Genomic DNA, 17,571 nt, shown 5'->3' with positions numbered 1-17,571 from the left:
ATCATGTTGATTCCCCGCAGGGTTAAACACCGCAAGCAGCACCACCCCCGCCAGCGCGGTATCGCCAGTGGTGGCACGGCGGTGAACTTCGGTGACTACGGCATCCAGGCCTTGGAGCACGCCTACGTCACCAACCGGCAGATCGAGTCCGCTCGTATCGCCATCAACCGGCACATCAAGCGTGGCGGCAAGGTGTGGATCAACGTCTTCCCCGACCGCCCGCTGACCAAGAAGCCCGCCGAAACCCGGATGGGTTCGGGTAAGGGTTCGCCGGAGTGGTGGGTCGTCAACGTCAAGCCGGGCCGGGTGCTGTTCGAACTCAGCTACCCCAACGAGCAGACCGCCCGGGCGGCGCTCACCCGTGCAATCCACAAGCTGCCGATCAAGGCACGCATCGTGACTCGAGAGGATCAGTTCTGATGGCAGTGGGAATTTCGCCTGGCGAACTGCGTGAGCTCACCGAAGAGGAGCTGACCGAGCGGTTGCGCGAATCCAAGGAAGAGCTGTTCAACCTGCGTTTCCAGATGGCGACCGGGCAGCTCACCAACAACCGCCGGCTCCGCACGGTGCGTCAGGAGATCGCGCGCGTTTACACCGTGCTGCGCGAACGAGAACTGGGCTTGGCTTCCGGGCCCGACGGTAAGGAATCGTGATGGCAGAAGCCAAGAAGGCCGCCCCCAAGAAGGCCGCCCCCAAGAAGGCCGCCGCAACCGAGGCCGCGTCGAAGGACGGGAATCCCAAAGGCCCCAAGAACACTCCGGCCAACCCGAAGGTGCGGGGCCGCCGCAAGGTGCGCATCGGCTACGTGGTGAGTGACAAGATGCAGAAGACCATCGTGGTCGAGCTCGAGGATCGTGTGCGTCACCCGCTGTACGGCAAGATCATCCGGACCACCACCAAGGTCAAGGCGCACGACGAGAACAGCACCGCCGGAATCGGCGACCGCGTCTCGCTGATGGAGACCCGCCCGACGTCGGCGACCAAGCGTTGGCGGCTCGTCGAAATTCTGGAAAAGGCGAAGTAAGCCCTTCAATACCAGCACCTAAACGCCCGGTCCCGGGTGTAGTCTTCACGCACGTTCGGCAAGTCCGCTACAAGAGTGAGGCTGACGATGGTGGCTGGGTCGAGGCAGTGGGAGTTCACCGGCAAGATCGAGCTCGACATCCGGGATTCCGAGCCGGACTGGGGGCCTTACGCCGCGCCGACCGCGCCGGAGAACTCACCCAACATCCTGTATCTCGTGTGGGACGACACGGGCATCGCGACCTGGGACTGCTTCGGTGGCTTGGTCGAGATGCCCGCCATGGCGCGCATCGCCGAGCGCGGCATCCGGCTCTCGCAATTCCACACCACCGCGCTGTGCTCACCGACCCGGGCGTCCTTGCTCACCGGCCGCAACGCCACCACCGTCGGCATGGCCACCATCGAGGAGTTCACCGAGGGCTTTCCCAACGCCAACGGCCGTATCCCGTTCGAGACAGGTCTGCTTTCCGAGGCTCTCGCCGAACGGGGATACAACACCTACTGCGTGGGCAAGTGGCACCTGACACCCCTCGAGGAATCGAACCTGGCCTCGACGAAGCGGCACTGGCCGACCTCGCGCGGCTTCGAACGGTTCTACGGGTTCATGGGCGGCGAGACCGATCAGTGGTATCCGGACCTGGTCTACGACAACCACCCGGTGACTCCGCCGGGCACCCCGGAGGACGGCTACCACCTCTCGAAGGACATCGCCGACAAGACGATCGAATTCATCCGCGACGCCAAAGTAATTGCGCCCGAGAAGCCTTGGTTCTCCTACGTGTGCCCCGGCGCCGGGCACGCCCCGCACCACGTGTTCAAAGAGTGGGCGGACAAGTATGCCGGCAAGTTCGACATGGGCTACGAGCGCTACCGCGAGGTCGTGCTGGAGCGGCAGAAGTCGCTGGGCATCGTGCCGGCCGACACCGAACTGTCGCCGGTCAACCCGTATCTCGACGTGAAGGGGCCGGGTGGCGAGCCGTGGCCGTTGCAGGACACCGTGCGGCCCTGGGAAACGCTCAACGATGAAGAGAAGAAGCTGTTCTCCCGGATGGCCGAAGTCTTCGCCGGATTCCTGAGCTACACCGATGCCCAGATCGGCCGGATCCTGGACTATCTCGAGGATTCGGGCCAGCTGGACAACACCATCATCGTGGTCATCTCCGATAACGGCGCCAGCGGTGAGGGCGGCCCGAACGGATCGGTCAACGAGGGCAAGTTCTTCAACGGCTACATCGACACAGTCGAAGAAAGCATGAAGATGTTCGAGCACCTCGGCGGCCCCGAGACCTACAACCATTACCCCATCGGATGGGCGATGGCGTTCAACACGCCCTACAAGCTGTACAAGCGGTACGCCTCCCATGAGGGCGGCATCGCCGACACGGCAATCATCTCGTGGCCCAACGGAATTGCCGCGCACGGGGAAGTCCGCGACAACTACGTCAATGTATGCGACATCACCCCGACCGTCTACGACCTGCTGGGAATGACGCCGCCGGAAACCGTCAGGGGCATTGTTCAGAAACCGCTCGACGGCGTGAGTTTCAAAGCGGCCCTTGCCGATCCGGGCGCCGACACTGGCAAGAGCACACAGTTCTACACCATGCTGGGAACTCGCGGGATCTGGCACCAGGGCTGGTTCGCCAACACCGTGCACGCGGCCACCCCAGCCGGCTGGTCGCATTTCGACGCCGACCGCTGGGAACTGTTCCACATCGAGGCCGACCGCAGCCAGTGCCACGACCTGGCGGCCGAGAACCCGGACAAACTCGAAGAACTCAAGGCGCTGTGGTTCTCGGAAGCGGCCAAGTACAACGGGTTGCCGCTGTCAGACCTCAACATCCTGGAGACCATGACGCGGTCGCGGCCGTATCTGGTCAGCGAACGCAACAGCTACCTCTACTATCCCGATTGCGCCGATGTGAGCATCGGCGCCGCCGCCGAAATCCGCGGCCGGTCATTCTCGGTGCTGGCCGGGGTCACCATCGACACCACCGGCGCCGAGGGCGTGCTGTTCAAGCAGGGCGGCGCGCACGGCGGGCACGTGCTGTTCATCCAGGACGGACGGCTGCACTACGTGTACAACTTCCTCGGCGAGCGCCAGCAGGAGGTCTCCTCGTCCGACGCGGTGCCCCTTGGCAGGCATCTGTTCGGCGCCAGCTATTCCCGCACCGGGACTGTCGAGAACAGTCACACGCCGCTGGGCGACGTCACGCTGTTCATCGACGACAAGGTCGTCGGCACGCTGGCCGGGGTGACCGCCCACCCCGGAACCTTCGGGCTGGCCGGTGCCGGTATCACGGTCGGGCGCAACGGCGGTTCGGGGGTGTCCAGCCGATACAAGGCGCCGTTCACGTTCACCGGCGGCACCATCAGCGAGGTCACCGTGGACCTGTCCGGCCGGCCCTACGTGGACGTGGAAGCCGAGATCGCGCTGGCCTTTTCGCGAGACTGACGTGTCGGCGGGTGAAGATCTGTCTCACTCGGGTTTCGATGCGTCGACGGCTCTCCACTGCTCACCTGGTATCGACAATCCGACTAGGGCGCTCGACCGGCGTAGCCTGGCGGGGTGCTGAGCGAGCTGGTCGACCTGCCGGGCGGGTCATTCCGCATGGGCTCGACCAGCTTCTACCCCGAAGAGGCGCCCATCCACACCGTGACGGTGGGCCGGATCGCAGTGGAACGGCACCCGGTGACCAACGCGCAGTTCGCCGAATTCGTCGACACCACCGGGTATGTGACGGTGGCGGAACAGCCCATCGACCCGGCGCTGTATCCGGGAGTGGACCCGGGCGAGTTATGCCCGGGCGCAATGGTTTTCCGGCCGACACCCGGGCCGGTCGACTTGCGCGACTGGCGCCAATGGTGGCAGTGGGTGCCGGGGGCGAGCTGGCGCCATCCGTTCGGCCCCGACAGCGATGTGGCGGACCGCGGTGATCACCCGGTGGTGCAGGTGGCGTATCCGGATGCGATCGCCTACGCCCGCTGGGCAGGGCGGCGGCTGCCGACCGAGGCCGAGTGGGAGTACGCGGCCCGGGGCGGATCCACGAGGACGTATTCGTGGGGCGACGAGGCCACGAGCGATGGCCGACTGATGGCGAACACCTGGCAGGGCGACTTCCCGTACCGCAATGAGGGAGCACTCGGCTGGGTGGGAACGTCGCCCGTTGGGACGTTCGCCTCCAACGCCTTTGGGCTTGTCGACATGATCGGCAACGTGTGGGAGTGGACGGCCACCGAGTTCACCGCGCATCACCGGCTCGACCAGCCGCCCAAGTCCTGCTGCACCCCGTCGGGTCCCGCCGATCCGTCCGTCAACCAGACGCTGAAGGGCGGCAGCCACCTGTGCGCGCCGGAGTACTGCCACCGCTACCGGCCGGCGGCCCGGTCACCGCAGTCGCAGGACTCCGCGACGACGCACATCGGGTTTCGCTGCGTGGCGGACTTGTCATGCAATCCGTAGCACCGCGCCCGCCGGTTGCGCCCGAGACGCGGCGGGCAGGCCGCGACGGACCGTAACTTGTCGGTGCCCCCCGACATAATCGAATTATGTTCGAAGACGTGATTGCCCGGTTCGATGAGTTGGTCGAGCGGCACTATCCGTCACGGACGGCGGCATCCACGGCGCTGCTGGAGCGGATTGGGTTGTTTTCACGGATCGAAAACCGCGCTGCGGGTGAGCAGTTGGCGGCGATCGGAGAGTTGTTTTCATATCGGCTTTCGCGGTGTTCGGAGACCGAGGAGTGGGCGGTGGACACCGAGTCGGCGGTGAGTGCGGAAGTTGCCGCGGAGTTGCGGATCAGCCAGGGACTGGCCGCCAGCCGAGTGCGGTATGCCCGCGCGATGAGTGAGCGGCTGCCAAAAGTGGGCGCGGTCTTTCGAGCCGGTGATCTCGATTACCGAATGTTTCAAACGATCGTGTTCCGCACCGATTTGATCACCGACCCCGACGTCTTGGGGGCCGTGGACGCCGTGCTGGCCGCCAATGTCACCAGGTGGCCGTCCCTAAGTCAGGGCCGGCTGGCTGCGCAGGTGGATAAGGTGGTGGCCCGCGCCGATGCGGACGCGGTACGGCGCCGCAAGGAACGCGCGGGTGATCGTGAGATCTGCATCGTCGATGCGGGCGAGGGCATGTCGCATATCGAAGGCAGCCTGGTGAGTCCGGACGCGCACGCGCTGGATAAGCGGTTGGACGCACTGGCAGCCACGGCATGTGAGCACGATCCGCGCACCCGCGATCAGCGTCGCGCTGACGCGTTGGGGGCGTTGGCTGCCGGTGCGGACCGGTTGGGCTGCCGGTGCGGGCGATCGGATTGCGCGGCGGGGACACGGCGCGCCGCCGGACCGGTGATAATCCATGTGATCGCAGAGCATTCGACGCTGCGTGATGGCCGGGTGCCGGCCGTCGAGGTGGGTGCTGAGGGGTTGATCCCGCCCGAGTTGATAGCCGAACTGGCCGCCTCGGCGAAGCTGGTGCCGCTGGTACATCCCGGTGATGCGCCACCGGAACCCGGTTATGTGCCCTCCAAGGCGCTGGCCGATTTCGTGCGCTGTCGAGATTTGACCTGCCGCTGGCCCGGGTGTGACGTTCCGGCCACCGACTGCGACGTGGACCATACAATTCCCCACAGCGAAGGCGGGCCCACCCATGCGTCCAACCTGAAGTGCTACTGCCGCACTCATCATTTGGTCAAAACTTTCTGGGGGTGGCGCGACGAGCAACTGCCCGATGGGTCGCTGATCCTGACCTCACCGGGCGGGCGCACCTATGTCACCGCGCCGGGCAGCGCACTGCTGTTTCCGAGTTTGTGCGGGGCCACCGGCGCGATACCGGCCCCGGAAGTCGACCCCGTCCCGGACTACTGCGGTGACCGCAGTGTCATGATGCCCAGCCGCCGGCGCACCCGCGCCCAGGACCGCGCCCATCGCGTTGCGGCCGAACGCAGGCAAAACCACCAAGCCCGGCAAGCGAAACGCCGAGAACGCGAGGCCGCCTATTGCGGGCCCGCGCCCCCCGGCGACGACGAGCCGCCGCCATTCTGACTGCAGCGCAACGACTTACGAACGACTTACGAAGTGGCGACGGCGAACAGACGCCACTCGCCGTGCGCGCCCTTGAGTTCGTGCATGCCGCGCTCCTCGAACTCGAGTCCTGACCCGATCACCAGGTCGCGCAGCGTGCTAGACACCAGTACGTCGTTCGGCCCGGCCAGCGCGCTCACCCGCACCCCGATGCCGCCAATGTCATCGCCGCGGACCTCGCACTTGCCGGTGTGCAACCCGGCGCGCACCTGAATACCTAGCGCCTGCACTGCATCGCGAATCGCCATGGCGCAGCGGATCGCTCGCTGCGGGCCGTCGAACATCGCGAGGAAGCCGTCACCCGACGTGTTCACCTCGCGGCCCCGAAAGCGAGCGAGCTGCGAACGCACGACGGCGTCGTGAGCGTCGAGCAGAGCACGCCAATCGCGGTCGCCCATCGCGGCGGCCCGTCGCGTCGAGTCCACGATGTCGGTGAACAGCACTGTGGCGAGAACCCGATCATCGGCAACTTCTGCGCGGTGGCCTGTCAGGAACTCAGCGATCTCCTGAAACGAATCCCGCCACGGTTCCACGAAGTGGTACAGGTTGCGCCCGGGCAGTTCGACGTATTTCGTGCCAGGTATGTGGTCAGCGACATACTTACCCCACGGGGGCGGGACCATAAGGTCGTCGGTGTGCTGGAGCACGAGAGTTGGTACGCGGATGGTCGTCAGCACCGCCCGCACGTCTACCTCGGTCAATAAAGGCATTAAGAGAGCGTAGGTGCGTGGGCTCGCGGCAAGCCGGTCATGTCGCGCCAACGCAGCGCCGATCTCCTCGTTGTATGGCATGTCGGGATTGATCGAAAGCCAGTAATTGCCCGTTCCCCACATGGCCGCCAGGCCAGCGATGACTTCCTCTGGATTAACGCCATCAGCCCGTTCATTAACTGGATTGGCGTAGCCCTCCAGCACAACAAGGGCGGAGGTGCGCGCCGGATATGTAGCAGCGAACACCGCACCCGTCGCAAACGCACCGGGCCCGGTGATGAGTACTGCTTCGCGGCTTTGGAGATCGTCGAGCACCGCAGTGATGCTGTCAGCCCATTGCTCCAAAGTCGGCAGCGCGCCAGGCTCGACAGGATCCGACGCTCCACTCCCCGGCTGGTCGAAGAAGATCACTCGCCCGAGCGATGTCATCGCCTCGACCCAGCCTTGAAGAGGTGGAAGCTCTGGCAGGAGTTCGCAGCATGTGAACCAATTCGGGACGAACACGATGTCGCGTTCACCCGTGGGCGACGCCCTATAGGCGACGCGCAAGTCCCCGTTCATCGCATACCGCGTCTCCGAGAACATTGCGGGAAGTCTAGTTCCCAGCGGGCGGGTCAGCAGGCGTTTCCGCTGCTCAAGAGCGTGCGAGGCACGTGTTCCTCGACATCAGGGTGCCATCATCTGCCCACGCCGTCCCCGGTCGCGACCGCCCGTGAGCAGAATTTGGCTCTGAGCTGGTCGTCCCCTAGACTCTAGGGGTTGCCTTGGGCAGACCTCGGCCGGTGCGAATCGGCCCCGCGTGCCCTTCGGTGACAAAGACCGCGCACGTCAGGTTTTTGGTGGGCCATGCCCGCCGAATGCTCACCCAGGTGGGTTGCCCTGCCGTGCACACGCAACCAGGTCAGGAGATCGAGTGATTCAGCAGGAATCGCGACTGAAGGTCGCCGACAACACCGGCGCCAAGGAGATCTTGTGCATCCGTGTGCTCGGCGGTTCGTCGCGACGCTACGCCGGCATCGGTGATGTCATCGTCGCCACCGTCAAGGACGCCATTCCCGGTGGCAACGTCAAGCGCGGGGACGTCGTCAAGGCAGTCGTGGTGCGCACGGTCAAGGAGCGCCGTCGTCCCGACGGCAGTTACATCAAGTTCGACGAGAACGCCGCGGTCATCATCAAGCCCGACAACGACCCGCGCGGGACGCGCATCTTCGGGCCGGTGGGCCGCGAACTGCGCGAGAAGCGGTTCATGAAGATCATCTCGCTTGCCCCGGAGGTTTTGTAAATGAAGGTCCGTAAAGGCGACACCGTCCTGGTCATCGCCGGCAAGGACAAGGGCGCCAAAGGCAAGGTGCTGCAGGCTTACCCGGAACGTGACAGAGTGCTGGTCGAGGGCGTCAACCGGATCAAGAAGCACACCGCGATCTCGACCAACCAGCGCGGAGCGCAGTCGGGCGGCATCGTCACCCAGGAAGCTCCCATCCACGTCTCCAACGTGATGGTCGTCGACTCGGACGGTAAGCCCGCCCGCGTCGGTTACCGGGTCGACGAGGAGACCGGCAAGCGTGTTCGTATCTCCAAGCGCAACGGCAAGGACATCTGATGAGTACTGCAGAGAAAGTTCAGCCGCGCCTGAAAGAGCGCTACCGCAGCGAGATTCGTGATTCGCTGCAGCAGCAGTTCGGCTACGCCAACGTCATGCAGATCCCGACGGTGACCAAGGTCGTCGTCAACATGGGTGTCGGCGATGCGGCGCGGGACGCGAAGTTGATCAACGGCGCGGTCAGCGACCTGAGTCTGATCACCGGGCAGCGCCCCGAGATCCGTCGGGCGCGCAAGTCCATCGCGCAGTTCAAACTGCGTGAGGGCATGCCGATCGGCGCGCGGGTCACCCTGCGCGGGGACCGGATGTGGGAGTTCCTGGACCGGCTCACCTCGATCGCGCTGCCCCGTATCCGCGACTTCCGCGGGCTTTCGCCCAAGCAGTTCGACGGTGTCGGCAACTACACCTTCGGCCTCGCCGAGCAGTCGGTGTTCCACGAGATCGACGTGGACAAGATCGACCGGGTCCGCGGCATGGACATCAACGTCGTCACCTCGGCGACGAATGACGACGAAGGGCGAGCGCTGTTGCGGGCTCTCGGCTTTCCGTTCAAGGAGAACTGAGTAGATGGCAAAGAAGGCACTGGTCAACAAAGCCGCACGCAAGCCGAAGTTCGCGGTGCGCGGCTACACGCGTTGCAACAAGTGCGGCCGCCCGCGCGCGGTCTTCCGCAAGTTCGGCCTGTGCCGGATCTGCCTGCGCGAGATGGCGCACGCGGGCGAACTGCCCGGCGTGCAGAAGAGCAGCTGGTAACAGCCCTAACCCACAAGACCAACCCAGAAAAGGTGCGCGATAGGCCCGGACCGGGAACCACCGCGAGGAAGGTACCAACGCTGTCATGACGATGACGGACCCGATCGCAGACTTCTTGACACGTCTGCGCAACGCCAATTCGGCGTATCACGACGAGGTGACTCTGCCGCACTCGAAGATCAAGGCGAACATCGCCCAGATCCTCAAGAGCGAGGGCTACATCACCGATTTCCGGACCGAGGATGCTCGAGTCGGCAAGTCGCTGGTCGTTCAGCTCAAGTACGGGCCGAGCCGGGAGCGCAGCATCGCCGGCCTGCGCCGCGTGTCCAAGCCCGGTTTGCGGGTGTACGCGAAATCCACCAATCTGCCGCGCGTGCTCGGTGGCCTGGGTGTGGCGATCATCTCCACCTCCTCGGGCCTGCTGACCGACCGCCAGGCGGCCCGACAAGGCGTGGGCGGCGAAGTCCTCGCGTACGTCTGGTAAGGGCGGGGAGGTAACGAAACACTATGTCTCGCATTGGTAAGCAGCCGGTTCCGGTTCCGTCCGGGGTCGACGTGACGATCGACGGTCAGAAGGTGTCGGTGAAGGGGCCCAAGGGCGTCCTGGACCTGACGGTGGCCGAGCCGATCACCGTGTCGCGCAACGATGATGGCGCGATCGTGGTCGCCCGCCCCAACGACGAGCGGCGCAACCGCTCGTTGCACGGACTGTCACGCACCCTGGTGTCCAACCTGGTCACCGGCGTGACTCAGGGGTACACCACCAAGATGGAGATCTTCGGCGTCGGTTACCGAGTGCAGCTCAAGGGCTCCAACCTCGAGTTCGCGCTGGGCTACAGCCACCCCGTGGTGATCGAGGCTCCGGACGGCATCACGTTCGCCGTGCAGTCGCCGACGAAGTTCTCCATCACCGGGATCGACAAGCAGAAGGTCGGCCAGATCTCGGCGAACATCCGTCGTCTGCGCCGCCCCGACCCGTACAAGGGCAAGGGTGTGCGCTACGAGGGTGAGCAGATCCGCCGCAAGGTCGGAAAGACAGGTAAGTAATCATGGCGCAAACAAAAGCTGACACCGCCGCGCGAAAGCCGGTGGGGCAGAGCGTTTCCGCGACTCGGCGCGTCTCCCGGCTGCGCAGGCACGCCCGGTTGCGCAAGAAGGTCTCCGGTACCCCGCAGCGTCCGCGGCTGGTGATCAACCGGTCCGCGCGTCACATTCACGTGCAACTGGTCAACGACGAGAACGGGACCACGGTGGCGGCCGCGTCGTCGATCGAGGACGACGTGCGCAGCCTGCAGGGAGACAAGAAGGCTCGCAGCGTGCGGGTCGGCCAGCTGATCGCCGAGCGCGCCAAGGCCGCCGGCATCGACAGCGTGGTCTTCGACCGGGGCGGATACACCTACGGCGGACGGATCGCGGCGCTGGCCGATGCCGCACGCGAGAACGGATTGCAATTCTGATGAACAGCGGAATGACGAAGAGCTTGAACACGACTGGAAGGACCGCATAATGGCGGAGCAGCCGACCGGCGGACAGGGCGGCGGCGACAGCCGTGACTCGCGCGGTGACCGCGACAGCCGCGGTCGCCGTGGCGACGGCGGCCGTGGCGGCCGCGACCGCGACGGCGACAAGAGCAACTACCTGGAGCGGGTTGTCGCGATCAACCGCGTCTCCAAGGTGGTCAAGGGTGGTCGCCGCTTCAGCTTCACCGCCTTGGTGATCGTCGGCGACGGCCACGGCATGGTCGGTGTCGGCTATGGCAAGGCCAAGGAAGTTCCCGCGGCCATCGCCAAGGGCGTCGAGGAGGCCCGCAAGGGCTTCTTCCGGGTGCCACTCATCCGCGGGACCATCACCCACCCGGTACAGGGTGAGGCGGCCGCCGGCGTGGTGCTGCTGCGCCCGGCCAGCCCCGGTACCGGTGTGATCGCCGGCGGCGCCGCGCGCGCGGTGCTGGAATGCGCCGGCGTGCACGACATCCTGGCGAAGTCGCTGGGTAGTGACAACGCGATCAATGTGGTGCACGCGACCGTCGCCGCGCTGAAGCTGCTGCAGCGTCCCGAGGAGGTGGCCGCTCGCCGCGGCCTGCCCATCGAGGACGTTGCACCGGCCGGAATGCTCAAGGCGCGCCGCGAAAGTGACGCGATGGCCAGTGCGGCGGCACGCGAGGCCCAGACCTCGGGGGCGCAGCCATGAGCAGTCAACTGAAGATCACCCAGGTGCGCAGCACCATCGGGGCCCGCTGGAAGCAGCGCGAGTCCCTGCGCACCCTGGGCCTGCGAAAGATTCGCCAGTCAGTGGTCCGCGAGGACAACGCGCAGATCCGCGGGCTGATCGCGGTGGTCAGCCACCTCGTCGAGGTGGAGCCGGCCGCGGCGACGGCCACGGGCACCGGAGGTAGCAAGAAATGACGATCAAGCTGCACGATCTCAAGCCCGCGCGCGGTTCGAAGACCGCCCGCACCCGGGTCGGTCGCGGTGAGGGATCCAAGGGCAAGACCGCCGGTCGCGGTACCAAGGGCACCAAGGCGCGCAAGAACGTGCCGGCGACCTTCGAGGGTGGCCAGATGCCGATCCACATGCGGCTGCCCAAGCTGAAGGGCTTCCGCAACCGGTTCCGCACCGAGTACGAGATCGTCAACGTCGGCGACCTCAATCGGCTTTTCCCGCAGGGTGGTTCGATCGGCGTGGACGAGTTGGTGGCCAAGGGCGCGGTTCGCCGCAACTCGCTGGTCAAGGTCCTCGGCGACGGCAAGCTGACGGTCAAGGTCGAGGTGACCGCGCACAAGTTCAGCGGCAGCGCACGCGAGAAGATCACCGCCGCGGGCGGCTCCGCGACCGAGCTGTCCTAGCTAGCTCAGCTGCGGAATCACTTCAGCGGCAAGGCGTTCCATCTGCTCGTGGTTCTCTTTGGTGTCGGCGCCGACGGGGTTCAGCAGCACCATCTGGGCCCCGGCGTCGATGACCTCACGTAACCCGCGCACCACGTCGTCGGGTGTGCCGGACACAGGTACGTCCTGCACGCCGGGCATCCGTCCGTAGATGCGGTCCAGCCCGTCGAGCACCCGTTCCCGGGCCTTGGCGGCGTCGTCGTCGACCATCAGGTAGACCCGTTTGCCGATGGTGAAGTTCGCGGGATTCTTCTGTTGCTCGTCGAGCTCGCGGCGCACGACGGTCACCGCCCCGGCGAACGCCTCGGTGGTCGACGAACCGGCTCCCATGAATGAGTCGCCGTGCCGCACCGCGCGGGCCAGCGCCTTGGGTGCGAGGCCGCCGAACCAGATCGGCGGGTGCGGCCGCTGTACCGGCTTGGGCTGGATGGGCAGGTCGTCGACGTCGCGAAACCGACCGTGAAAAGTCACCCTCGGCTCGTCGGACCACGCCGCCTTCATCAGCTCCAGACCCTCGGTGAAATACGAGATGAAGCTCTCCTTCTCCACGCCGAAGGCGGCGAATTTCCGCCTGCCGCCGCCGGGTGCGACACCGATGTCCAGCCGGCCGTGGCTCAGTCTGTCGACGGCGGTCGCGGCCGAGGCCAACTGCAGCGGGTCGTGCAACGAGGTCACCAAAACCGCGACACCAAGCCGCAGCCGCTCGGTGCAGGCCGCGCAGTACGCCAGCAGCTCCAGGGGCGCCAGCAGCGGTGCGGGACCGATGATCTGCTCGAGCAGCCAGCCGCCCTCGAATCCGAGCTCTTCGGCGCGCGCGAGAAAAGCGCGCAGCCCCGCTCCGTCGAAGCCGTCGTAGTCGAACTGCGGAATCGCTATCGCAAAGCTCACCCGACCACCGTACGGCCGTGCATCGGTAGTCTGCAGAGATGTTCGCTTTCCTGCCTTCGATCCCCGGCGTCCACGAGGTTCGGGCCCTCGCCGGACGGGTCGATACCGCCCGCCATCATGGCGTGCCCAACGGCTGCGTGCTCGAATTGGACCTGCGTGCGATGCCGCCGGAGACGTCAGGGTTTGATCCGCTGGCCATCATCAGCGGAGGCAGCCGGCCGACCGCGCTGCGCGACATGGTGGCCGCCATCTACCGGGCGGCCGAGGACCCTCGGGTCGCCGGGCTGATCGCACGCGTGCAACTCACCGCGTCGCCGTCGGCCGCGGTGCAGGAGCTGCGCGAGGCCGTCGTCGCTTTCACCGCCGCCAAGCCGTCTCTGGCCTGGGCCGAGACCTACCCGGGCACGTTGTCGTATTACCTGGCTTCGGCGTTCGGCGAGGTCTGGATGCAGCCGGCCGGAAGCGTCGGACTGATCGGCTTCGCCAGCAATGCCACCTTCCTGCGCGACGCGTTCGACAAGGCCGGCATCGAACCGCAATTCGTTGCGCGCGGTGAATACAAGTCGGCGGTGAACCGCTACACCGAACACGGATTCACCGAGGCCCACCGCGAGGCCGTCACGCGGATGTTGCGGAGCGTACAAGAGCAGGTGTGGGAAGCGGTCGCGGAATCACGCAAGCTCGACGCCGGCGTGCTCGACGCGCTGGCCGATCGTGCCCCGCTGTTGCGCGAGGAGGCCGTGGCCTCAGGCCTGGTCGACCGGATCGGCTTCCGGGACGAAGCCTACGAGCGCATCGCGGAACTGGTTGGCGCGGAGGATATTTCCGACACAACACCGCCGCGGCTGTACCTGTCGCGCTACGCGGGTGCGGCCCGCACACGGCTGGCTCCGCCGGTGCCCTCGGTTCCCGGGCTCCGCGCCAAGCCGACGGTGGCGGTCATCAACGTCGACGGCGAGATCGTCGACGGTCGTGGTGGTCCCCAGTTCCTGCCGTTCGGCAACTCCACCGTCGGCGGCGACACCATCGCCGCGGCGCTGCGGGAAGCCGCCGCCGACGACTCGGTGTCCGCGATCGTGCTGCGGGTCAACAGCCCAGGAGGCTCGGTCACCGCATCGGAAACCCTTTGGCGCGAAGTGAAAAGGGCCCGCAAACGGGGCACGCCGGTGGTGGCGTCGATGGGTGCGGTCGCCGCATCCGGCGGCTACTACATCGCGGTGGCCGCCGACGCGATCGTGGCCAACCCCGCAACCATCACCGGTTCGATCGGCGTGTTCACCGGCAAGCTGGTGATTCGCGATCTGCTGGAACGCTTGGGCGTCGGGCTGGAATCCGTGCGCACCAACGCCAATGCGGACGCCTGGTCGATGGAGTCGCCGTTCACCCCGGAACAGCGCGCTCACCGCGAGGCCGAAGCCGATCAGGTGTACGCCGACTTCCTGGAGCGGGTCGCCGACGGCCGCAATCTGACTACCGAGGCCGTCGAACGCGTTGCTCGGGGCCGGGTGTGGACCGGCGCCGACGCGCGCGAACGGGGCCTGGTCGACGAACTGGGCGGGTTCCGAATTGCGTTGCGCCGGGCGAAGATCCTCGCCGGACTGGACGAGGAGACCGACGTGCGGATCGTGACCTACCCGGGTGGATCGCTGTTGGACATGCTGCGGCCGCGGGCCTCCTCACAGCCGGCCGCGGCGTCGCTGCCCGAGGCGCTCGGCGCGCTGCTGGGCCGCACCCTCGGCGGCATCATCGACAATGTCGAGCGGTCCTCCAGCGGGACCAGCGCGCTGTGGCTGGGGCCCCGGCGACTCTAATCGGATTTCGGCGAGCCGGTCAGCCTGGCGCTGATGAAGACGATCTCGCCGAGGGGATCGTCGTTCTCCGGTGCGGGCACCTCGATGCCGTTGCGTCCGAAGAGTTCGGTACGGGTCACGCCCTTGGCCTGCCACCCGATGCTGGACAGGTAGTCGACGACGTGGTTGCGTTCGCCTGCGTAGACCAGCGACGCCATGTCGATGTCGACGCCGTGCTCCCGGAATGACCCGGACATCTCGCGCACCCGTTCGGCGTCGAAATCCACGATGCCGGGCACGAATTCGGTGGCGATGGTGCTGCCGGGCGCGCTGAGCGCGGTGATGTTGTCGAACAGCCGATCCTGAGCCTCCGGCGGCAGGTAGATCAGGAGCCCCTCGGCCAGCCAGGCCGTCGGCGCCGCCGTATCGAAGCCCGCCGAGTTCAGCGCGGCGGGCCAGTCCGCGCGCAGATCGATGGGAATGGTGCGACGCGATGCCGTCGGCTCGGCTCCCACAGCGGCCAGGGTGGTGCTCTTGAACTCGATCACCCGGGGCTGGTCGATCTCGTAAACCACGGTGCCGGCCGGCCAGGGCAACCGGTAGGCGCGCGAGTCCAGCCCGGACGCCAGGATCACCACCTGGCGTACCCCGTCGCCGGTAGCGTCGATGAAGTAATCGTCAAAGAACTTGGTGCGCACGGCCATTCCGTCCACCATCGATTGCAGACGCACCGGCGAGGCACTCTCGATGGCATCCACATCGAGATCACCGTCCATCATCTTGGTGAAGAATTCGACGCCGACCGCGCGCACCAGCGGCTCGGCGAACGGATCGTTGATCAAACCGCGGGGATCCTTGGTCGCCATCGCGCGCCCGGCCGCGACCATGGTCGCGGTCGCGCCGACGCTGGACGCCAGATCCCACTCGTCATCGTGAGTGCGTGACATGGTTGGAACCCTACTTGAGCGTCGCGGCGACGTAACTCAGGTCGCCGAAGGCCGCGACCACCTCTTCGGGGAATTCGAAGCCGTTGTGCGCGTACAGTTCCCTGACCGGGTGGGCCGTCACATCCCAGCCGTGCCCGGTCAGGTAGTCAACGACGACGCTGCGCTCACCCCGGTAGAACAGGTCACCCGCATCGATGTTGAACCCGGCACGTCGCCACCGCTCGGTGATGCGCTGCATGCGCTCGTCGGTGAGGGAATTGGGGTCCGGAACGTGTTCGGTGGCCAGCCGGCTGCCCGGGGCGCTGAGCGCGGTGATGTTGTCGAACAGCCGGTCCTGGGCCTCGGGCGGCAGGTAGGGCAGCAGCCCTTCGGCGCTCCACGCCGTCGGCTGGGTGACGTCAAATCCGCCCTCGCGCAGGGCGGCCGGCCAGTCGTCGCGCAGGTCGATGCTGATGGTGCGGCGCTCGGCGGTCGGAGCGGCTCCGAGGCCTTCCAAGGTATTGGTCTTGAACGCGATGACCTCCGGTTGGTCGATCTCGAAAACCACCGTGCCCGCCGGCCACGGCAGGCGGTAGGCCCTGGTGTCCAGCCCGGAAGCGAGGATCACCGCTTGGTGGACACCGGAATTGACGAAGAAGTCGTCGAAAAACCTGGTGCGCACCGTCATCTGCTCAGCCCTGGTCTTGCGGTTCATCAGGGGGTCGTCGCCGAAATCGTCGTTGCCGTCGATGATCCGGATGAAGGGCTCCAACCCGACGGCGCGAACCAGGGGGTCGGCCAGCCGATCGTCAAGGAGCGGGTTGGGTCCCTGCGAAGCCACTGCGCGGGATGCGGCGACCATGGTGGCTGTCGCTCCCACGCTGGACGCCAAGTCCCAGCTGTCGCCCTCGGTTCTTCCCGTGTCAGCGGTCATCGCCATGGCTCCTACTTCTCCAAAGTTCCGCTGGTGTACAGCATCTCGCCCATGCGCATGTCGTCGTCGGTGAGAGGGTCGAGTCCGTTGGCCGCGAACAATTCTGCGATACTGGCGCTGTTCAGCCGCCAACCGCGGTCGGTCAGGTACGGGGCCGCCTCGTTGCGTTCGCCGAAGTAGACCAGCCCCGCCATGTCCAGCTCGAACCCGTGCGCGCGCCAGCGCTCGGAGATCGTCTGCATGCGCTCCTTCATCTTCTCCTCGTCGCCCGGCTCGCGGTTGGGTGCGCTTTCGGTGGCCAGCCGGCTCCCCGGCGCGCTGAGCTCGGTGATGGTGTCCAACAGGCGGTCCTGCGCTTCGGGCGGCAGATACCCGAGCAGGCCCTCCGCGCTCCACGCGGTGGGTTGGGACGGGTCGAAGCCGGCGTTGCGCAGCGCGGTGGGCCAGTCGTCGCGCAGATCGACGGCCACCACGCGCCGCTCCGCGGTGGGCTCTGCCCCCAGGTCGGCCAGCGAGCGGCTCTTGAATTCGATGACCTGCGGCTGGTCCACCTCGTAGACCACCGTCCCGGCGGGCCACGTCAGCCGGTAGGGACGCGCGTCCAGCCCGGAGGCCAGGATCACCGCCTGCTTGATACCCGCGTTGGTCGCGTCGAGGAAGAACTCGTCGAAGAACTTGGTGCGGACCGCCATGTTGTCAGCCATCCGCGACATCGCCCCGGCCGACCCCGCGGCGCCGTCGTGGACGTCGTTCAACTCGCCGGGATCCAGCTGCCCGCTGGCCAGCCGGGAGAGCAGGTCCACGCCCACCAGCTTGACCAGCGGCTCGGCGAACGGATCGTTGATCAGTGGCTTGTCGGCGCGGGTGGCCATCGCGCGGGCCGCCGCGACCATCGTCGCGGTCACGCCGACGCTGGACGCCAGGTCCCAGGTGTCGCCGTCATACCTGGTGGAAGTCATGTTTGTGCCCCAATCGGAGGTA

The 17,571-nt window shown here is 66.4% G+C and carries 22 protein-coding genes; 17 read left to right on the top strand and 5 right to left on the bottom strand.

The window, feature by feature from the left end; genetic code table 11:
* Positions 1-3: 3 nt before the first annotated feature.
* From rplP to AC5Y4H_RS09125, 6 genes are all read left to right on the top strand, one after another.
* A complete protein-coding gene (gene rplP, locus AC5Y4H_RS09150; RefSeq protein WP_007773582.1) occupies positions 4-420 on the top strand; it encodes a 50S ribosomal protein L16 in 417 nt (138 codons plus the stop codon).
* Positions 420-653: a 50S ribosomal protein L29 gene (rpmC, locus tag AC5Y4H_RS09145; RefSeq protein WP_055401869.1), complete on the top strand. Its 234-nt coding sequence runs from the start codon at positions 420-422 to the stop codon at positions 651-653. Before rplP ends, rpmC begins: the two co-directional genes overlap by 1 nt.
* Complete coding sequence (gene rpsQ / locus AC5Y4H_RS09140; RefSeq protein ID WP_499980537.1) at positions 653-1,024, top strand: 30S ribosomal protein S17; 372 nt, start codon at positions 653-655, stop codon at positions 1,022-1,024. Before rpmC ends, rpsQ begins: the two co-directional genes overlap by 1 nt.
* Before the next feature lie 87 nt (positions 1,025-1,111).
* Positions 1,112-3,478, top strand: a complete 2,367-nt coding sequence (locus AC5Y4H_RS09135; RefSeq protein WP_499980535.1) for an arylsulfatase — start codon at positions 1,112-1,114, stop codon at positions 3,476-3,478.
* 114 nt (positions 3,479-3,592) lie between these two features.
* Positions 3,593-4,486 carry a formylglycine-generating enzyme family protein gene (locus AC5Y4H_RS09130; RefSeq protein WP_499980532.1) on the top strand — a complete coding sequence of 298 codons (894 nt, stop codon included), beginning with the start codon at positions 3,593-3,595 and terminating at the stop codon, positions 4,484-4,486.
* Between the two features lie 86 nt (positions 4,487-4,572).
* On the top strand, positions 4,573-6,066 hold the full coding sequence (locus AC5Y4H_RS09125) for an HNH endonuclease signature motif containing protein (RefSeq protein ID WP_499980528.1): 1,494 nt from the start codon (positions 4,573-4,575) through the stop codon (positions 6,064-6,066).
* Between the two features lie 26 nt (positions 6,067-6,092).
* Here AC5Y4H_RS09125 and AC5Y4H_RS09120 read toward each other — a convergent pair whose 3' ends face one another.
* Positions 6,093-7,400 (bottom strand): adenylate/guanylate cyclase domain-containing protein, encoded by a 1,308-nt coding sequence (locus AC5Y4H_RS09120; RefSeq protein WP_499980524.1) that lies wholly within the window; start codon positions 7,398-7,400, stop codon positions 6,093-6,095.
* Between the two features lie 328 nt (positions 7,401-7,728).
* On the opposite strand from AC5Y4H_RS09120, the gene rplN reads away from it, so the two are divergent.
* The 10 genes from rplN to rplO all read left to right on the top strand — a co-directional run bounded on the left by rplN (position 7,729) and on the right by rplO (position 12,013).
* On the top strand, positions 7,729-8,097 hold the full coding sequence (gene rplN / locus AC5Y4H_RS09115; RefSeq protein WP_003403649.1) for a 50S ribosomal protein L14: 369 nt from the start codon (positions 7,729-7,731) through the stop codon (positions 8,095-8,097).
* The gene (gene rplX, locus AC5Y4H_RS09110) at positions 8,098-8,415 is read left to right on the top strand and encodes a 50S ribosomal protein L24 (protein ID WP_066999320.1); all 318 of its coding nucleotides are present in this window, start codon (positions 8,098-8,100) and stop codon (positions 8,413-8,415) included.
* A complete protein-coding gene (gene rplE / locus AC5Y4H_RS09105; RefSeq protein WP_067122532.1) occupies positions 8,415-8,978 on the top strand; it encodes a 50S ribosomal protein L5 in 564 nt (187 codons plus the stop codon). Before rplX ends, rplE begins: the two co-directional genes overlap by 1 nt.
* 4 nt (positions 8,979-8,982) lie before the next feature.
* The gene (locus AC5Y4H_RS09100; protein ID WP_003873499.1) at positions 8,983-9,168 is read left to right on the top strand and encodes a type Z 30S ribosomal protein S14; all 186 of its coding nucleotides are present in this window, start codon (positions 8,983-8,985) and stop codon (positions 9,166-9,168) included.
* A gap of 85 nt (positions 9,169-9,253) precedes the next feature.
* Positions 9,254-9,652: a 30S ribosomal protein S8 gene (gene rpsH / locus AC5Y4H_RS09095; protein ID WP_096437471.1), complete on the top strand. Its 399-nt coding sequence runs from the start codon at positions 9,254-9,256 to the stop codon at positions 9,650-9,652.
* Between the two features lie 23 nt (positions 9,653-9,675).
* Entirely contained in the window at positions 9,676-10,215 is a 540-nt protein-coding gene (gene rplF / locus AC5Y4H_RS09090) for a 50S ribosomal protein L6 (protein WP_499980514.1), read from the top strand.
* Between the two features lie 41 nt (positions 10,216-10,256).
* On the top strand, positions 10,257-10,625 hold the full coding sequence (rplR, locus tag AC5Y4H_RS09085; protein WP_499980748.1) for a 50S ribosomal protein L18: 369 nt from the start codon (positions 10,257-10,259) through the stop codon (positions 10,623-10,625).
* 49 nt (positions 10,626-10,674) lie between these two features.
* Complete coding sequence (gene rpsE / locus AC5Y4H_RS09080; RefSeq protein ID WP_499980512.1) at positions 10,675-11,358, top strand: 30S ribosomal protein S5; 684 nt, start codon at positions 10,675-10,677, stop codon at positions 11,356-11,358.
* The gene (gene rpmD, locus AC5Y4H_RS09075; protein ID WP_499980510.1) at positions 11,355-11,573 is read left to right on the top strand and encodes a 50S ribosomal protein L30; all 219 of its coding nucleotides are present in this window, start codon (positions 11,355-11,357) and stop codon (positions 11,571-11,573) included. The genes rpsE and rpmD overlap by 4 nt, the downstream gene beginning before the upstream one ends.
* Positions 11,570-12,013 carry a 50S ribosomal protein L15 gene (gene rplO, locus AC5Y4H_RS09070; protein ID WP_064950241.1) on the top strand — a complete coding sequence of 148 codons (444 nt, stop codon included), beginning with the start codon at positions 11,570-11,572 and terminating at the stop codon, positions 12,011-12,013. The genes rpmD and rplO overlap by 4 nt, the downstream gene beginning before the upstream one ends.
* On the opposite strand, the gene AC5Y4H_RS09065 is transcribed toward rplO, so the two are convergent.
* Entirely contained in the window at positions 12,014-12,940 is a 927-nt protein-coding gene (locus AC5Y4H_RS09065; protein ID WP_499980507.1) for an LLM class flavin-dependent oxidoreductase, read from the bottom strand.
* Positions 12,941-12,978: 38 nt separating this feature from the next.
* Between AC5Y4H_RS09065 and sppA the strand changes: the two genes are divergently transcribed.
* Complete coding sequence (sppA, locus tag AC5Y4H_RS09060) at positions 12,979-14,751, top strand: signal peptide peptidase SppA (RefSeq protein WP_499980505.1); 1,773 nt, start codon at positions 12,979-12,981, stop codon at positions 14,749-14,751.
* Here sppA and AC5Y4H_RS09055 read toward each other — a convergent pair.
* Genes AC5Y4H_RS09055 through AC5Y4H_RS09045 form a run of 3 tightly spaced genes read right to left on the bottom strand, consistent with a single transcriptional unit; the run spans position 14,748 to position 17,549 of the window.
* Positions 14,748-15,677, bottom strand: coding sequence for a class I SAM-dependent methyltransferase (locus AC5Y4H_RS09055; protein ID WP_499980503.1), 930 nt, complete (start codon positions 15,675-15,677; stop codon positions 14,748-14,750). The genes sppA and AC5Y4H_RS09055 overlap by 4 nt on opposite strands.
* Positions 15,678-15,687: 10 nt before the next feature.
* Positions 15,688-16,596 (bottom strand): class I SAM-dependent methyltransferase, encoded by a 909-nt coding sequence (locus AC5Y4H_RS09050; RefSeq protein WP_499980500.1) that lies wholly within the window; start codon positions 16,594-16,596, stop codon positions 15,688-15,690.
* Between the two features lie 5 nt (positions 16,597-16,601).
* Positions 16,602-17,549 carry a class I SAM-dependent methyltransferase gene (locus AC5Y4H_RS09045; RefSeq protein ID WP_499980499.1) on the bottom strand — a complete coding sequence of 316 codons (948 nt, stop codon included), beginning with the start codon at positions 17,547-17,549 and terminating at the stop codon, positions 16,602-16,604.
* Positions 17,550-17,571 lie beyond the last annotated feature (22 nt).

Source organism: Mycobacterium sp. NGS58, from assembly GCF_059812385.1.
Note: the sequence above shows the minus strand (reverse complement) of the source record. Positions and strands in the feature narration are given on the sequence as shown.